At 55.8% G+C, this 16089-nt stretch carries 10 protein-coding genes and 4 pseudogenes; 9 read left to right on the forward strand and 5 right to left on the reverse strand.

Going from position 1 to position 16089, the window contains the following annotated elements; genetic code table 11:
* Nucleotides 1–377 (reverse strand): class II fructose-bisphosphate aldolase (locus QPK29_RS32650; RefSeq protein ID WP_400189929.1); only part of this gene is annotated, 377 nt, incomplete at its 3' end.
* Nucleotides 378–1494: 1117 nt separating this feature from the next.
* A complete protein-coding gene (locus tag QPK29_RS32655) occupies nucleotides 1495–3360 on the reverse strand; it encodes a phosphoenolpyruvate carboxykinase (GTP) (protein ID WP_371772208.1) in 1866 nt (621 codons plus the stop codon).
* A 353-nt stretch (nucleotides 3361–3713) separates the two neighbouring features.
* On the opposite strand from QPK29_RS32655, the pseudogene QPK29_RS32660 reads away from it, so the two are divergent.
* The 6 genes and pseudogenes from QPK29_RS32660 to fdhD form a co-directional block, all read left to right on the forward strand.
* A pseudogene (locus QPK29_RS32660) lies at nucleotides 3714–3927 on the forward strand (IS5/IS1182 family transposase); the annotation flags it as partial.
* A gap of 588 nt (nucleotides 3928–4515) precedes the next feature.
* Nucleotides 4516–4884 carry a c-type cytochrome gene (locus tag QPK29_RS32665; protein ID WP_400189933.1) on the forward strand — a complete coding sequence of 123 codons (369 nt, stop codon included), beginning with the start codon at nucleotides 4516–4518 and terminating at the stop codon, nucleotides 4882–4884.
* Nucleotides 4881–6380: a flavin monoamine oxidase family protein gene (locus QPK29_RS32670; RefSeq protein ID WP_371772206.1), complete on the forward strand. Its 1500-nt coding sequence runs from the start codon at nucleotides 4881–4883 to the stop codon at nucleotides 6378–6380. The genes QPK29_RS32665 and QPK29_RS32670 overlap by 4 nt, the downstream gene beginning before the upstream one ends.
* A 579-nt stretch (nucleotides 6381–6959) precedes the next feature.
* A complete protein-coding gene (locus QPK29_RS32675) occupies nucleotides 6960–8405 on the forward strand; it encodes an aldehyde dehydrogenase family protein (protein ID WP_371772205.1) in 1446 nt (481 codons plus the stop codon).
* Between the two features lie 27 nt (nucleotides 8406–8432).
* On the forward strand, nucleotides 8433–9890 hold the full coding sequence (locus tag QPK29_RS32680) for an APC family permease (RefSeq protein ID WP_371772204.1): 1458 nt from the start codon (nucleotides 8433–8435) through the stop codon (nucleotides 9888–9890).
* A gap of 700 nt (nucleotides 9891–10590) precedes the next feature.
* Nucleotides 10591–11317, forward strand: a pseudogene (gene fdhD, locus QPK29_RS32685) (formate dehydrogenase accessory sulfurtransferase FdhD).
* Nucleotides 11318–11551: 234 nt separating this feature from the next.
* Here fdhD and QPK29_RS32690 read toward each other — a convergent pair.
* From QPK29_RS32690 to QPK29_RS32700, 3 genes and pseudogenes are all read right to left on the reverse strand, one after another.
* Nucleotides 11552–11746: pseudogene (locus QPK29_RS32690) on the reverse strand (formate/nitrite transporter family protein); the annotation flags it as partial.
* Between the two features lie 17 nt (nucleotides 11747–11763).
* A pseudogene (locus QPK29_RS32695) lies at nucleotides 11764–12319 on the reverse strand (transposase); the annotation flags it as partial.
* A gap of 531 nt (nucleotides 12320–12850) precedes the next feature.
* Nucleotides 12851–13567: a TetR/AcrR family transcriptional regulator gene (locus QPK29_RS32700; protein WP_371772203.1), complete on the reverse strand. Its 717-nt coding sequence runs from the start codon at nucleotides 13565–13567 to the stop codon at nucleotides 12851–12853.
* Between the two features lie 330 nt (nucleotides 13568–13897).
* Between QPK29_RS32700 and QPK29_RS32705 the strand changes: the two genes are divergently transcribed.
* The 3 genes from QPK29_RS32705 to QPK29_RS32715 form a co-directional block, all read left to right on the forward strand.
* The gene (locus QPK29_RS32705; RefSeq protein WP_371772202.1) at nucleotides 13898–14344 is read left to right on the forward strand and encodes a helix-turn-helix domain-containing protein; all 447 of its coding nucleotides are present in this window, start codon (nucleotides 13898–13900) and stop codon (nucleotides 14342–14344) included.
* A gap of 117 nt (nucleotides 14345–14461) precedes the next feature.
* Nucleotides 14462–15850 (forward strand): DUF1329 domain-containing protein, encoded by a 1389-nt coding sequence (locus tag QPK29_RS32710; protein ID WP_371772201.1) that lies wholly within the window; start codon nucleotides 14462–14464, stop codon nucleotides 15848–15850.
* A gap of 21 nt (nucleotides 15851–15871) precedes the next feature.
* Nucleotides 15872–16089, forward strand: a 218-nt coding sequence (locus tag QPK29_RS32715) for a DUF1302 family protein (RefSeq protein ID WP_400189931.1), incomplete at its 3' end; no start/stop codon positions are given.

Consider the following 16089-nt stretch of genomic DNA (forward strand, 5'->3'; position numbering starts at 1 on the left):
TTCGACACCTCGACGTTGTAGTCGTAGGAGGCGACGGACTTGCCGTCCGCTTCCAGCGAGCCGTCCATCATGACGGAGGTGAAGCCCGAGCGGATCGCGGCCATGCAGACGGCCGGCGACTGGCCGTGGTCCTGGTGCATCACGACCGGGATGTGCGGGTAGGCCTCGACGGCGGCGTCGATCAGGTGGCGCAGGAAGGCTTCGCCGGCATATTTGCGGGCGCCGGCCGAGGCCTGCATGATCACCGGGCTGCCGGTCTGGTCGGCCGCGGCCATGATGGCCTGGACCTGTTCCAGGTTGTTGACGTTAAACGCCGGGAGGCCGTAGCCGTGTTCGGCGGCGTGGTCCAGCAGTTCACGCAGAGATACAAGTGCCATGGTTACACTCCGTAGAAAAAGCACTGTTTAGAGCTATAGAGCTCAAGCGAGCAAGTTTTAGGCGAGCGACAAAATTCGCCGGGGATGCGTTTTCGATATCTCTAAAGCGAATCCTGACCCACACCATTTTGAGCGCGCTCGGTGCTCCCGAATTTTAATTGTTGATGCAGGCGACGACGATAATGTCGGCTTCTTCGAATGATTTTGCACGCCTTCGGATCACGCATACATTACAAGAGCGTTATGCTGTGGCGCGACATTCCTCACTTAGGAAGTACACAGATAACTAGGATTGCCGAGGTGTTCAATAAGAACTACGCACCCTTATAAAAACTAGGACACTTACAAAAATCTATGCGACAGAGCATGGGTCGCCATGAGATCCAAGGCTGTTGAAATAATATTTCAATGCTGCCATCCAGGTTCACGACGCGAATTCAGATTGATGTACGCCAATGTAGGGGACGCACGATCTTTTGATTTGCCGGATCGAGTGCCGCATAATCGAGGATTTTCGAATATGCTGCGCACTACGGGGCCCCTTTGTGCAACAAACTTTTCTTCCGAAACATATACTTTCGCAGGGAGTGCTGCAATTTAGTCAGCTGCTGCAATTGAATTGGCGAAAACTGATTTTCTCCGCTGAGTATTTAGAAACATTGGTCGTCTAACAGTTAACATTACGATAGCGGCAGTCGCCAAATTCAATTCTCACGGAACAGCACATTCATTATTTCGCATGGTACGTGGTCACTACCGCAACCTCGTTTTTCGAGCCCAGGAAGACCGGCACTGGCCGGTTGGATGTCGAGGATGCGCTGGCGGCAGTCCGTCGCTGCCTCGCCGGTCTGTTTGAAGTCTTGCCGCGCAGGCCCGTTTTGCCGGCCAGGAGTTCGCCGATGTAGCGCTGCACGGGCCTGTGCGCATTCATCACTCGTTTCGTAACTCCGCATCAGCCGCTTATTCTGTGCATAAACGTCGCCAGTCGCCAAGCTCAGCCCCTTAGCACCTATCGGCGCAAGCATGCGGATGGTATGACCATCGCAGGCTCAATAAAAAGGCAGGGGTAGGGCCGTTTTTTTCGAAGGGCTGCTGGTGGGCAGCCGCGTACTTTCGCTTACTTGTCGAGACGCTGTTCTAGGCGTTGCTTACTCGCTACTAGTTCCTGCGGCAGGCGGTAAGCCAGCTTGTCGAACAGCTCGCTGTGCAGCTTCAGTTCCTCGCGCCACGCGTCCTTGTCGATCGACGTGATCTGGTCGAATTGCTGGTTCGTGAACTCGATGCCAGTCCAGTTCAGGTCGCCGTACGTCGGCGTGGTGCCGAACATGTGCTCGACACCACCGCCCTGGCCCTGGCTGCGGTCCAGGATCCATTTCAGGACGCGCATGTTGTCGCCGTAGCCCGGCCACACGAACTTGCCGTTGTCGTCGGTGCGGAACCAGTTGACACAGAAGATCTTCGGCAGCGCCGCGGCATTCTTCGCCTGCACTTTCTTGCCCAGATCCAGCCAGTGCTGGAAGTAATCGCTCATGTTGTAGCCGATGAACGGCAGCATCGCGTACGGGTCGCGGCGCACGATGCCCATCTGGCCGGCGGCGGCAGCCGTCGTTTCCGAGCCCATCGTGGCGGCCATGTACACGCCTTCCGTCCAGTTGCGGGCTTCCGTCACGAGCGGCACCGTCGTCGAGCGGCGGCCGCCGAAGATGAAGGCCGAGATCGGCACGCCGGCCGGATCGTCCCAGGCCGGGTCGATCACCGGGTTCTGCGTGGCGGCGACGGTGAAGCGCGCGTTCGGGTGCGCGGCCTTGGTGCCGGACGCCGGGGTCCAGTCCTTGCCTTGCCAGTCGATCAGGTGCGCCGGGGCTTCCTTCGTCATGCCTTCCCACCACACGTCGCCGTCGTCGGTCAGCGCCACGTTCGTGAAGATGACGTTTTCGCGCAGCGAGGCCATGCAGTTCGGATTCGTCTTTTCGTTCGTGCCCGGGGCGACGCCGAAGTAGCCCGCTTCCGGGTTGATGGCGTACAGCTTGCCGTCCGCGCCCGGCTTGATCCAGGCGATGTCGTCGCCGATGGTCGTCACCTTCCAGCCTTCGAAGCCGGCGGGCGGGATCAGCATCGCGAAGTTCGTCTTGCCGCAAGCGGACGGGAACGCGGCCGCGACGTATTTCTTGTCGCCCTGCGGCGATTCCACGCCCAGGATCAGCATGTGCTCGGCCAGCCAGCCCGGACCGCCCTGCTGCGCGTCCTGGTAACCCATGTTGGAGGCGATGCGCAGCGCGAAGCATTTCTTGCCCAGCAGCGCGTTGCCGCCGTAGCCCGAGCCGAACGACCAGATCTCGCGCGTTTCCGGATAATGCACGATGTACTTGGTCGCGTTGCACGGCCAGCGCACGTCCTGCTGGCCCGCCTGCAACGGCATGCCGACGGTATGCACGCACGGCACGAAATCGCCGTCGCTGCCCAGCACGTCGTACACGGCCTTGCCCATGCGGGTCATGATGCGCATGTTGACGGCGACATACGGCGAATCGGACAGTTCCACGCCGATGTGTGCGATCGGCGAGCCCAGCGGACCCATCGAGAACGGCACGACGTACATCGTGCGACCAGCCATGCAGCCGTCGAACAGGCCGTTCAGGGTCTGGCGCATCTCGTTCGGATCGGTCCAGTTATTGGTCGGACCCGCCTGCTCCTTCGTGGCGGAGCAGATGAAGGTGCGGTCTTCGACGCGCGCCACGTCGCTCGGGTCGGAACAGGCCAGGTACGAATTCGGGCGCTTCTCCGGGTTCAGGCGCTTCATCGTGCCGGCTTCGACCATCTGTGCGCACAGACGGTCGTACTCTTCTTCGGAGCCATCGCACCAGTAGATGGCGTCGGGCTTCGTGAGGGCCGCGATCTCGGCCACCCAATTGATGAGTTTATTGTGCTTGATGTAAGCTGGGACGTTCAGTGCGGCGACGCCGCCCATCACGGGTTTGTTCACGGGTACCTCCAATACAAGAAAATTCGTGTGGCCTCGACCCGGCCTCTAGCACGGGTCGCCTGGCTGTTCGCAGCAGCTGTTCAAGTCCGCAACTACGGAAGGTTGAACGGGGATGCTCATTGTGACAATGAGAGGCTCAAAGATGACGCTTAGCACTTCGACTTTTGATGCCTTGGCGATTCTACGACGTTTCAAATGCTTCAGCTACAGAAATGTAGTAAATTAAGTTGAATTTTGTAGTAAGGTATCTAGCGGCGACAGAATCTTGTTATTTCGTTACGCCCACACCGATGGCACTTTTCAAGATCACAATTAAGCAGGTTGCAGGCCACTGATAGGCGTAGGGCTCCTGCGCGGCCGCGTGTAACGCCATTCTGACGCCGACGCGCCACCTTGGTCGGAAAGACTGATTGCGACCAGCGAAGCCGCGTCGAAACCAAAATGCGCTGTCTCAAACTCTTAGCGGACGCGTCATGGCACGAGATTTCGATCGTCAGGTCGCCGAGCTGCGGGTCCGTGCCCAGGATTCTGGATCGCTTTACGCTGCTCGGCACGCCTGTGACGGTGCGTATGGAGCAAGTCCGCCCCACGGGTTCGGTCACTAGGCGCTCAGCTGATTTCACATCACATCCCCTTGTAGACCCCAGACAGTTTTGTCAACGAGATCACTGAGGATGGCTTCGGGACGAAGCCAATCATCCCGGCGCGATCACGTTGAAATGCGCTTACGCCAATCTGAACGCTGGGAATTCGACATTACGGACCAACCGGCGCATACCAGTAGTGCGGCGATAGCGACGAACAGGACGTTGAGCTATGCGGTTCCAGCGCCAATGTGATGCAGGTGGTGGCGCTAACTTCACTTGCGATCTCTGTTTGGCCGCCTTCCACCTCCAGTGAGTCAAACATCGTCGCTAGGATGGATGTATTCGTCTACGGAAACGCAGACTCTATAGGCGTATCCAGACGCGAAAATGTTGAGTGGTGATCGGAGCTGGAACGCTAACAGGCGACCAATCGGAATCGTTATGGTGATGGCTGGCAGCACTGTACGCCTGCTGGACGAGACTCAGTTGCTAATAAATTTGCTTAACTGTTGAAAGTTTGAGGGAAATATAAATGCGTGTTTTCAAATTTTGTTTTTGGACATCGTTAATGTTTGCGGCTTCGCTAGCGAATGCCGCGGAGTGCGCATCGCCAGAAGCGTGTAGTGTAGATCGGGGGCGGAAGATCTTCATGACTTGTGCAGCCTGTCACTCCATTGAACCCAGCGGCAGCTTTACGGTAGGTCCGAATCTGCGTTCAGTTGTCGATCGTCCGATCGGAAAATCGCCAGGTTTTCACTACAGTGCAGCCTTGCAGAAGGCAAAAGGTAGCTGGACGCCTGCGGCATTGAATTCTTTCTTGATGGCGCCGTCAGAAGCGTACCCCGGAACTAGCATGGCTTTTACGGGGCTAAAGAAACCTGATGATCGGGCAGCGGTCATTGCTTACCTCAAACAGCTTTCAGGGAGCAAGGAATGAGCGGAGATACCGGAAAACCCAATTTCAAAGGTCGCCGATTGTTTCTTGGCGCTGCGGCTGCTCTGCCAGCCACGAGTGTGCTCGGCGCCAAACCGCCACATGGTCAACCTTCGGTTCCTCCTTCAGCCAAAAGTGTTCTTGATACTAAACACTCTGCTTGTGACGCTCAGCGTGGCAAGCATAAATTCGATGCGGATGTGATCGTCATTGGAGCCGGCTTTGCAGGAGTCACAGCCGCGCGCGAGCTTGGCGTAGAAGGCAATAAAGTTATTTTGCTCGAGGCGAGCACTAGACTAGGCGGACGCACGTACAGTGGACACTTTGCAGGACAAAACGTCGAATATGGCGGCGCGTGGGTGCATTGGGCCGAACCGCATGTCTGGGCAGAAGTCGAGCGCTATGGTCACGGCGTCGAGGAAGAACAGATCGCTAATGTAGATCGCGCGTTAGTTATGCTGCCGGATGGCCGAGTGAAGGAGCTCACGACTGAACAGCTTGACGCTTATGACAAAGACGGCATGGACAAATTCACCGCGGGGGCCCGAGAGCTGTTCCCGCGACCATACGAACCACTGACCAATCCAAAAGTACGAGAGCTCGAAAACATATCTGCGGCAGACCATATTGCGAAACTTGGTTTGAACGAAGTGCAAACGGCGATTTTGAACGCTGAAATGACGCTGTACGGCGCCGGTCCTATCAGCGAATACAGCTACCTTGCATTTGTTAAGTGCTTCTCCTGTATGAGCTGGGACTATTACACTTTCAATGATGCGGATCGGCGCTATCGCATTGGCAAAGGCGGAACCCTCGGTCTTTTAAAATCGATGATTCAGCATAGCAAGGCAGAAGTAAGGTTCTCGTCCGCAGTAAATCAAGTTCGCCAAGAGCGTGATCATGTAATCGTCACTACCGAGGATGGACGTAAAGTTACGGCCCGCGCGGTCGTGGTGACGGTGCCGACGAACACGTACAAGCGCATCCAGTTCATTCCCGCATTGTCTCCGGCAAAGCGCAAGTATATTGATCAGGGAGAAATGTCCAATGGCGCCAAAGTTTTCGTGCAGCTTGAAAAAAATTACGGCAACACTTTCGCCTTTTGCGCCGATCCCAATCCTCTGACAGTAGTGCAGACGATCAAGAACAGCGACGAAGTTGGGACAATTCTTTCTATAACCCCTGGACGACGCAAGCTGATCGACATCAATGATGCCGATGAGGTAGAGAAGCAGGTACAGCGCCTCTTCCCGAACGCCAAGCTCGTTGGCCTGTCTGGATACGACTGGGCGAACGATCCTTATTCCCAACAAGCATGGGGAGCGTACCGCGTTGGACAGATGAGTCTCGCCCAAGAATTGGCTGTGCCAGAAGGCCGAGTGTTTCTCGCGGGGGCATCGACTGCCGGAGGACTCAATGAATACATTGATGGGGCGGTCGAGAGTGGTTTGCGCGCAGGCCGTCAGGTACGAGAGCTGTTTTCGCGATCACCTGCGTGATAGTCCTGTAAGACAGACTAGATGATTGGTTGGCCATCACCACTTCCTACGTCTAACTGCCCGTTCGCGGGCAGTAGCTTTGCTTGGCCAATAGGCGATCGATTTTTTGACGCGCCAGGTGAAGAGCGTACGACCGACAGTTCCGAGCATTGACCGCGCCCTCCGGAGAAAAACGCGAGAGTTTTCCCGCTCCGGCCATGCAATCGCTCCTGTTCGGATGTCGATACGTAGCTCAGGACTCGACGGTCCAATCTCCCCGTGGTTGCAGCCCAGATGCCTAGTTATAAGCAAGCGCCCCGGCTTTTCTTTTGCAGTAGACAGTCCCACTCGCGGGCTAAGAGCACTTCATCAGATCGATTGGCGTGCGCAGATGACATCCCACATTTGTTGGGACGAACCTGTTCCGCTGCGATCGTTGCCGTCCTACATGGCCACAAAGCACCTCGCGTCGCGCGAGTGTCCTGCCTATCGTAATCATTTATTAAACTCGCCAGCACAATCTCTTTGTGCTCGTACGTGACCTTCATCGTATTACATCAAAACAGCTTTTAATCAATCGAATTCTCTCGAAAGTCCATTATGGTTTCTGCTGATCATCTTTTAAACTTCTATATCGAAGGCCGTTGGGTAGAGCCCGAAGCAGGCGGTACTAAACACGATATCATCAACCCTGCTACCGGTGAAGTCGCCGGCGTCGTAGCCTACGGAACGGACGCGGACGTACATAGAGCAGTGTACGCTGCCGCTCGCGCTTTCCCTAAGTACGCTGCATTGCCCCAAGGACAACGCAACGAACTTTTGGAGGCTATATGCGCCGAATATGAGCGTCGTCTAAGTGATATGGCCGAGGCAATCACCGCCGAAATGGGTGCTCCACTAGAGACGCTCTCCAAGCCCTTGCAAGCGCAGACAGGGCTTTGGCACTTCCAAACCGCACTGGCTATTGCTGGCGACTTCAAGTTCGACCGCGTTCAAGGGACAACACGTATTGTGCGTGAGCCCGTGGGCGTGTGTGCACTTATCACGCCGTGGAACTGGCCGATTAATCAGATCGCTTGCAAAGTGGCGCCGGCGCTTGCGGTTGGCTGCAGCGTGGTATTGAAGCCGAGCCAAAATGCGCCGTACTCTGCCGCGCTGATGGCCGAGATTCTGCACGATGCGGGCGTGCCGGCTGGGGTGTTCAATATGGTGCAGGGTTCAGGCGCAGCGTTTGGCGAATTGCTGGCCTCGCATCCACAGGTTGACATGGTGTCTCTAACTGGATCGAATGCTGCCGGTGCCAGTGTCACGAAAGCAGCGGCCGATTCTATCAAGCGCGTTTCATTGGAACTCGGCGGTAAGTCAGCCAATATCATCCTGCCAACAGCCGACCTTGAAAAGGCGGTCGCCCACGGCGTCACCACGATGATGCATAACTCGGGTCAAACATGTGTGGCCCCATCGCGTATGTTGGTACCGCAAGATCGGCTGGAGGAAGTCGAAGCAATCGCAAAACGCATCTGCGAATCGCTGGTTGTTGGCGATCCGCTTGCTGCCGACACGTTCATGGGACCGATTGCCAACGCACGCCAGTACAAACGCGTCGTAGAAATGATCGAGCTGGGTGTGGCCGAAGGGGCCTATCTAGTCACGGGCGGGGCAGGCAAGCCCGCTGGATGCACGCGGGGATATTTCGTCAAGCCAACGGTGTTCAGTCGTGTACGCAAGCAAATGACGATTGCGCGCGAGGAGATCTTCGGTCCCGTGCTTACGATTCTTCCATACGCTACCGTGGAAGAAGCAATCGACATTGCGAACGATTCCCCCTTCGGACTTTCTGGATACGTCTACGGCGCGACCATTGAGGAAGCTCAAGCTATTGCTTATCGCTTGCGCACTGGTATGGTTCATCTCAATGGCGCAAATGTTGATATGGCCGCCCCGTGGGGGGGGTATAAGCAATCTGGAAATGGCCGTGAATGGGGCGCGTGGGGCTTTGACGAGTTTCTAGAGACAAAGGCTGTGCTTGGAGCGGCAACTGTCTAATATGTCCCAAATGCCTCGGAGAATTTTATGACAAAAGCAATTGTTAATAGCGTATCGGTCGCTAGTCCAGACACTGCGGACGGACGCGTCGCTCTTCCCCGTACTTTGGGAACCCTCCGCTTGGCAGTGTTCGTCATCGCGGCCGTCGCGCCACTCGCTGCTGTCATTGGTGTGCTGCCGGTCGCATTGGTCTTTGGTAGCGGCACAGCGTTGCCACTTGCTTTCGTCGTCGTCACCGCCGTGATGGCGCTGTTCGCGGTGGGATTTTCCGCAATCAGCCGAGAAGTGATTGTCGGCGGCGCCTTCTACGCTTACATTGCGCGCGGCCTCGGATCGGTTACGGGACTTGGCGCGGCCTGCGTAGCGGTAGTCTCATACACGATGTTCGTGCCTGGAGGGCTAAGCTATCTTGGATTCGTTATGCAGACTTCGGTAGGGGAACTGCTTGGCTACCATTTTCACTGGATCACATACTCACTCGGGGCGTGGGCACTAGTGGGAATTCTTGGCCTTCGGAAAATCGACTTTAGTGCACGGGCGGTTTTTTCCGTGATTGTCCTCGAATTCGTCTTACTGCTGGTTTTTGATACAAGCATTGTTGGGCAAATGGGCAGTGCAGCGTTGCCAATGCAGTCCCTGAATCTGAGTGGTATGAGCCAAGGGGCGCCAGGAGTCGCCATTCTTCTTGCTTTTACCTGCTATTTTGGCATTGAGTCCGCTGCGCTTTACTCTGAGGAAGCAAAGTCACCGGAAAAGACTGTCGCGCGTGCTACATATCTTGCGATCTTCGTCATTGGAATCTTTTACTTCTTCACTTCGTGGATCACCGTGGGAGCGGTAGGGCCGAACAATATTAAAGGTATTGCTGAGGCTGACATTGGCCTAATTTATTTTAAGCTTAGCGACAAGTTCATGAACGCAACGTTTACGCACGTCATCCAGGCCGCGATCGTGACAAGCATGTTCGCGACGGTGCTGTCGTTACACAACGTGGCAGCTCGCTACCTGTTCGTCCTTGGTCGCCAGGGGTGTTTGCCGAGCGCACTCGGGCGTGCGCACCCGAAGCACGGTTCGCCCTCAGCAGCCAGCCTTGCGGTCTCGCTTATTTCGCTAATCGTAGTATGCGGGGCAGCGTATCTCGGCCTCCACCCGATGCTCGGTCTTGGGTTGATCGCTCTCGGATTTGCTGCAGTCGGAGTGATGTTCTTGCAAGCGCTTACGGCTCTAGCGGTTGTGTCGTATTTCCGAGGCCGGTCCGATCGGAAGATTTGGCAGCACATCGTCGCGCCGATTCTCTCATTTATCGGATTGATTGGTGCGCTCGTGATTGCAGTTTATAACTTCGAATATTTGAGTGGAAGTCAAAACCCTTTGGTCAACAGGATACCGATCGGCATCCCGATCGCGATGGTTTGCGGTGTGTGTTTTGCGTTATGGCTTCGTCGGTATCGGCCAGCAAAGTTCGCAGCCGTCCTAAAGGACTAATTATTGCGTCATATCTGGGCCGCATTAAAAATATATCTGCGGCCCCGTTGCACTCTTAAAAGGAGCTACATGAAATTCACTAAAAAGGCGTGGTTCGCTCTTCTCTCGCTAATGTGTACCGCATCATATTCGGGCGTTGTGCGCGACAAGGTTAGCACGACGCACGATGCCGTATCCCATGAGATTCGTGCACTCTTTAAAGGTCAGGATGAGGCAAATTAGAATGGTGCGACGCCAGAACAGTTAGCGCACCGCTTGTACACGGCGGACGCGATCATCGTTGGTGAGGGCGAAGCCACCACGCAAAGCGGAATGAAAAATGCACACACGTTGTCAGCCGGCCGGACGACAGGTCGAGTCTTCCTTTGCCGCGTTGGTCGTGCAGATGATGGACTACGTCGTCCTCAGCAATGCTGGCTCACGTCAGTTACTGACCAGTTCGATGCGCTCGCGGGCTGGTCTACCGACGTAAGCTAGAGAGATAACAATTCAGAAAAATGTGTTTGGTGCTCTACAACGCGACAAGACCCGACCTGTATTTCTGCACCCCGCCGTGTTCTGTACGCGCTGGGCTTGGTACTAATCCCATACCATCAGCACCATAAACGATACGATTACAGAAGACGCGGCCTTGCGCGGCGTAATCCTGACTGGCGCGGTTGCGTCTGCAGAAAAAGACGGCTTCCGGGTCAGGCCGCTCATGCACCACCGTGCTGCCAGCCGTAGCGCCAGCCATGACAGCGTGACGGAGGAAATGCCGCTCGTGCTGTTGGTCAACGCTATTTCACATGTGATCGTGATGGTCACACCGCGCGATCTCGAGGCGTTTGCGGTCGGCTTTGCGCGGACCGAGGGGCTGGTCGACTCCCTGCCCAGATCTGCGATGCCGAGCTGCGCATGCATGCGCACGCGACCGGGTCGAGCTGACGATTGCGCAGGCCGCCTTCCAGCGCATCAAAGGACGGCGCCGCGCGCTGGCCGGACGCACCGGCTGCGGGGTACGAGGCATCGAAAGCCCGGCGCTGCTCGATATGTCGCCCACAAGGATGGCGCCGGCGGCGCTGCCCGTGGAGGTGGACGATGCCCTCGCACGTGCAGCCGCGGAGCTACCCCGGCACCAAGTGCTGATGCACGAAACCGGCAATGTACATGCTGCAGCCTGGTGCGCGGCCAGCAGCGCCATCGCCGTAGTGTTCGAAGACATCGGCAGCCACAATGCGCTCGACAAGCTCATCGGTCACTTAGTCATGCACGAGATCGACTTACGCAGCGACTTCGCCTTCATGTCCAGCCGCGCCAGTTACGAGCTCGCGCGCAAGGCCCCCCGCGTCAGCATTCTGATGCTTGCGACGATCTCGGCGGCAAGTTCGCTGGCGATCGATATCGCCTCGCAAGCGGGACTGAAGCTGGCCAGCTTTTGCAGATAGGACGGGTTTGTCGAATACACCTGATGTCGCCGCCAGCGGCCTATGCTTCTAGGCGACCGAGGGCGACAGCAGCACTGGGACCGACTTCGAGGTCGGTGTTCCAGCGCCGGTGGCCGCGCTGTCTAGCGGAGCCGGGGTGGTTTCGGTGTAGCGTGCGCCGAGGCAGCCGCGCGGGATATCGTATTCGACCAGCAGAAAGCGCTTGGCAGGGCGCACAACGCCGCCCCCGCTGGCTAGTTCGAGGATCGCCGCCAAGACGATCGCTCCGATCGGGTTGCCGAACCAGCAGCGTGCCGGTGTCCCCGGCATGTCGCTCACGCTGTTCTTACGGCACAGCCAGGCAAGCGGCATCAACATTCCGTAACCGCTGAACATGTGCCCGCCGGCAAAGGTGATCAGAGTGACGCCGAGCCCGAACACAGCGCCCATTAGCGAGCACGCCCGGGATTGCGCGAAGCCACGTAAAGCAGTTTGGTCGCCGCTTCGTCAGCGGGAAAGTGGCCTCGGTTCTTGACGATATTACGCAAGCGCATATGGAGGCTCTCAATGACATTTTTTGTATAAATGATTGAGGGCATTTCCGGCGGGTACGCAAAGAAAGGAACCACCTGCTGCCATTGGCTCCGCCACATGGCGGCCACGGTCCGAAATTTGGTGCCCCACGGGCCGGACCAAAGGCGCCGAGCGCCGCTTCAGCCAGATCGGCATTATCGGCCTGGTAGACGGGTTTGAGGTCGCCGCGAGCTGCTTGCGGTCCTTCCACGCTGCCAGGGTGGTCGAGTTGCGAATCAGGCGCAAGATGGATGCCCAGAGCTGCGCCCGTGGTTACACGGCCTCCATGGCGTCGGGGAAGCCGCGCAGGCTGCCGACGGCGGTGATCAGGATATCATCCATACTGCGGTTCTACAGTTCGTTGAAAACCTTGAGCCCGAATTTAGCGCCTTCAGTTTGCTCGATCCACAGCCCCAACATTTCCTCGTGCCCGTCGGCACGACAGGGGAGAATGTGCGGGCAAACAAGCGCAACGACGAGCAGTTTTCGAAAGAGGAAGTCATGCGTGCGTGAGCCATACCGCGCGCCTGGAATCGAACCCAACCCTTTGCGCGACACAATCCGTCTTCAGATGGGATGCACGACAAGCCATTCAGTGAAGGTACGACAATCTGCGAACATCCCGCCCGCGTTGCGGCGTGTGTCGCTTACGGCAACGCTTTGGCAATTTATCAGGTACCTCGACAGCCGCGGTACTCAGACGCTCCAACTGCCCAGTTTGATCTGGGACAGCCGTTTAGCCTGCGTGCAAACGCTTGTCGGAGTAGCGGCGGAGATAGCTACCATCAAGCGTAATGCATAAATGTTCCGCGAAGTTTGTGCCAGAGGCCCCATGATGGCTGTTCAGGGCTCGATAGTCAGCATGCTGGCTGACACTCGATCCTTGACGCAATAGTGACGCAATGACCACGCGTCATTCAATCTTGCAACGACAATCAAAGGACCTTATACCAGGATCCAATAAAAGAATTGGCTAACAAGTCAACCAGCGCTACTCAACGACTTAGCAACCATTATGACCGCTCGGCGGAGTGGCTCGGCGTCCGGCATTCTGTCCGCATCGATACTCTGAGAAAACATCATAAGTCCTTCGACCTGAGACGCAATTAGTAGAGCCCTTAACTCGCACTCGCGAGCGCCCATTGACGGGTTCAGCTCACCGACTAGACGCGACAAAGTACCTAGATAAGCTTGTTGAGCTTGCTCAACTGCTTGACGTGCGAAGGCGTGATGGCAGGCGACTGCCGAGATCTCAAGGAAAAAGACCCTGGTATCTCTATCGCGGATCTCGGTCAAAATCTGATCCATTATCGCCTCCAGCCGCTTGTCGGCGGGCGCGGCGCTCATCGCAATTCGCTCGTACCCCTCGTTGTACTCTTCGATAGTTTGTACGATAACTGCGCGAAGGAGCAACTCCCTTGTCGAAAAGTAATGTTGCAGCGTTCCAAGAGGCACTTCGGCCTCGCTAGCTACCTTGCGTAGGGTGAACCCGCTATATCCCTCCCGCACAAATACGCGCTTGGCATCCTCGACGATCGTTTTTAATTTGCCTACACGTTTACGGTGCTGCAGGGTACCTGGAGCTTCGTCTATAGCAAAAGCATCCGCGTCGATCGAAAAATTAATCATAAGTTGCTTTTGAAATAATATATTTCTTGCAAGCATCAGCGCCGGCACCGCATCTGGATTGCCGCGCATCCCACGCTACAACGAAATAGTCGGACAACTGGGCCGAAAGCATCAAACCTGGCCCGACAGCCACCTATGTCTGTGCCGCATCAACCGGTGCGCGCATTATAGCACTAAGTCATACGACCGAACATTGCCGTACATTCGTATGATGTTTCCGAGACAAATATTGCACTAGAGCAACTATAGCCCAAGAATTTACGAAAAAACGCTGGATTTTCTCAAGAAAGCACAATATTGTTACGAATAAATGACGCGATAAGGCCCTTAGACCCGGCCCGTTGCCGCGATCGCCAGTCATGCGACCGACTTGCATTGCGATAAATACTGGAGACAGACGTGAACACACATGCACATACTGCTGCGCTTGCTGCAAGATGGAAGACCCAGAGCGGAACTGCAGATGAGCAGTTGCTAGGCTCTGTCCGCAAACTACTTGAAGAGCGTACGTACCAACACGTAACCCTCGCGGAGATCGCTGACGAACTTTTGCTTTCCCAGCGAACGCTGCGGCGTCGTTTGCTCCAGCTGAATACGCGCTTCAGTACACTCGTGGCGGAAGTACGTGGCGATCAAGTCCGTCGCTATCTCACAGAAACGTCCTGGTCCCTAGATCGCATAGCAGAACAGGTCGGCTACAGCGATGCCGCAAACCTCCGGCAGGCAGTCAAGCGTTGGACGGGGGAGTCACCCCAAGGGTTTCGTTTACGCATGTGTCCCCGGCAGAGTAGCCGTGAGGAAGTTCAAGCGTCCGAAAGCTTGACGAGCCTTGAATCCTCTACATGAGAGTCCACACGCCGCGCTTCAATGGCAATCCGGCGGTCGATCGACGACCTGGCGCAGACGGAAGTCCTGTAAAGGACGCTGGTAGTAATTCTTTTTCACACTGAAAGGAGTATGTGCATGTTGCTTAAGAAAAAATTGGCGTGTTTCGCCGCGTGCAGCACATCGGTATTTGCGATGACCTGGGCCTATGCGTCGGATCCAGGCGAGCTCGGCAAGGATCTAACATCAACGGGTGCGACCATCGCCGGCAACAAGGACGGAAGCATTCCTGCGTACGACGGCGCTAGTGCGCAGCTGCCGGGCTATTCGTACGGAAAATTTCGCGGCGATTTCTTTAAATATAAGAACGAGAAACCGATGTATATCATCGATGCCTCGAACGTAGCGAAATACCAAGACAAGCTATCCCCAGGTCAAGTGAAGATGCTCAAAGAGGTAAAGGGTTTTACGATGCCCGTATACCCCTCTCATCGCACGTGCCAAATGCCGGACTACGTTCAAGAAAACACCAAAAAGAATGCACACGATGCGAAGATCGGTGCAAACGGCTGGGCCGCGGAAGGGGTTACTCTTCCTGGGGTCCCGTTTCCCGTTCCGAAAAACGGCATCGAAGCAGTCTGGAACCATCTTTTGCGGTATCAAGGGCTTGCGGAAGAATTTCCGATCGGCCGGTCATGGGTGTCTCCAGCGCCAGGGAGCGATAAAGGTGTAACCGCAGTTTACAACTTCTGGCAGATTTGGCCGAACGGTAAGAAGGGCGAGAACAAGCCCGGGCCGGACGCACTATATCAGGGCGTCTATTATGGCTATATTGAGCCCGCTTCGCTTTCTGGACAGGCAATTGTACAACGCTTTTATTTTAACAGGCCGACAGAGAGTTATTATTACTTCACCGGCCAACGACGCGTACGTCGTTTGCCGTCATACGATTACGATGCTCCCCTGCTTGGCTACGAAAACCAATACGCGGTAGACCAGTCGAACATCTTCTACGGGGCCCCCGACCGTTTCAACTGGAAACTTGTCGGTAAAAAGGAAATGCTTGTCCCATATAATTCATTTGGGATGTACGATTTCCGTAAAAGCATGAAGGACGCCTTTCCGCAGCCGAATGTCATTAATGCTGATTTGAGGCGTTATGAACTGCATCGGGTCTGGGTCGTCGAGGGAACGGTTAAACCGGGCATCCGCCACGTCAATCCGAAACGTTTTCTTTACCTCGACGAGGATTCCTGGGTCGCTGTCGGAGGAGAAGACTACGATTCGCAGAATCAGGTTTGGAAATGGAAAGAATCGTCTCCAGCACCTGCTTGGGAACTCGGCGGAGCGTGCGTAATTCCCCAAATTTCTATGTATGATTTTAACAGCGGGCGCCTCATGGTTGACGCGGTCCCATTCGGCGCGAACAAAGATTTCCGGTGGTTTTCCGCGCCCTCAGGCGACATTCCGCAACTTAAGGAAAGTTTTTACACTAGCGAAAACCTGGGTCGGATCAGTGACCGCTAAAGATGCAATCGAGAGAAGCTTATGAAAAATAATTTACAATTACGTACTGCCGTCTTGGTTGCAATGTGTTTTGCTGTCGGCAGCGCAAGCGCTGTGGACTTCACTCTCCTTGATAACCAGCTCAAAGCTACCTGGACTACGGATATGACCCTTGGTGGCGGCATTCGCCTCAAGAATCCTAGTTGTTCCCTGACGGGTGACCCAACGTCGTTTGGTTGTGGTTCCGGCGCGAACGTTCA

It is taken from the genome of Massilia orientalis, from assembly GCF_030411975.2.
GTDB lineage: Bacteria > Pseudomonadota > Gammaproteobacteria > Burkholderiales > Burkholderiaceae_D > Telluria > Telluria orientalis.

What these genes read in the sequence shown, in the direction of transcription:
- QPK29_RS32665 (WP_400189933.1), top strand. Translation starts at nt 4,516, where the DNA reads ATGTTTGCGGCTTCGCTAGCGAATGCCGCGGAGTGCGCATCGCCAGAA.
- QPK29_RS32670 (WP_371772206.1), top strand. Translation starts at nt 4,881, where the DNA reads ATGAGCGGAGATACCGGAAAACCCAATTTCAAAGGTCGCCGATTGTTT.
- QPK29_RS32675 (WP_371772205.1), top strand. Translation starts at nt 6,960, where the DNA reads ATGGTTTCTGCTGATCATCTTTTAAACTTCTATATCGAAGGCCGTTGG.
- QPK29_RS32680 (WP_371772204.1), top strand. Translation starts at nt 8,433, where the DNA reads ATGACAAAAGCAATTGTTAATAGCGTATCGGTCGCTAGTCCAGACACT.
- QPK29_RS32700 (WP_371772203.1), bottom strand. Translation starts at nt 13,567, where the DNA reads ATGCGCGGCAATCCAGATGCGGTGCCGGCGCTGATGCTTGCAAGAAAT.
- QPK29_RS32710 (WP_371772201.1), top strand. Translation starts at nt 14,462, where the DNA reads ATGTTGCTTAAGAAAAAATTGGCGTGTTTCGCCGCGTGCAGCACATCG.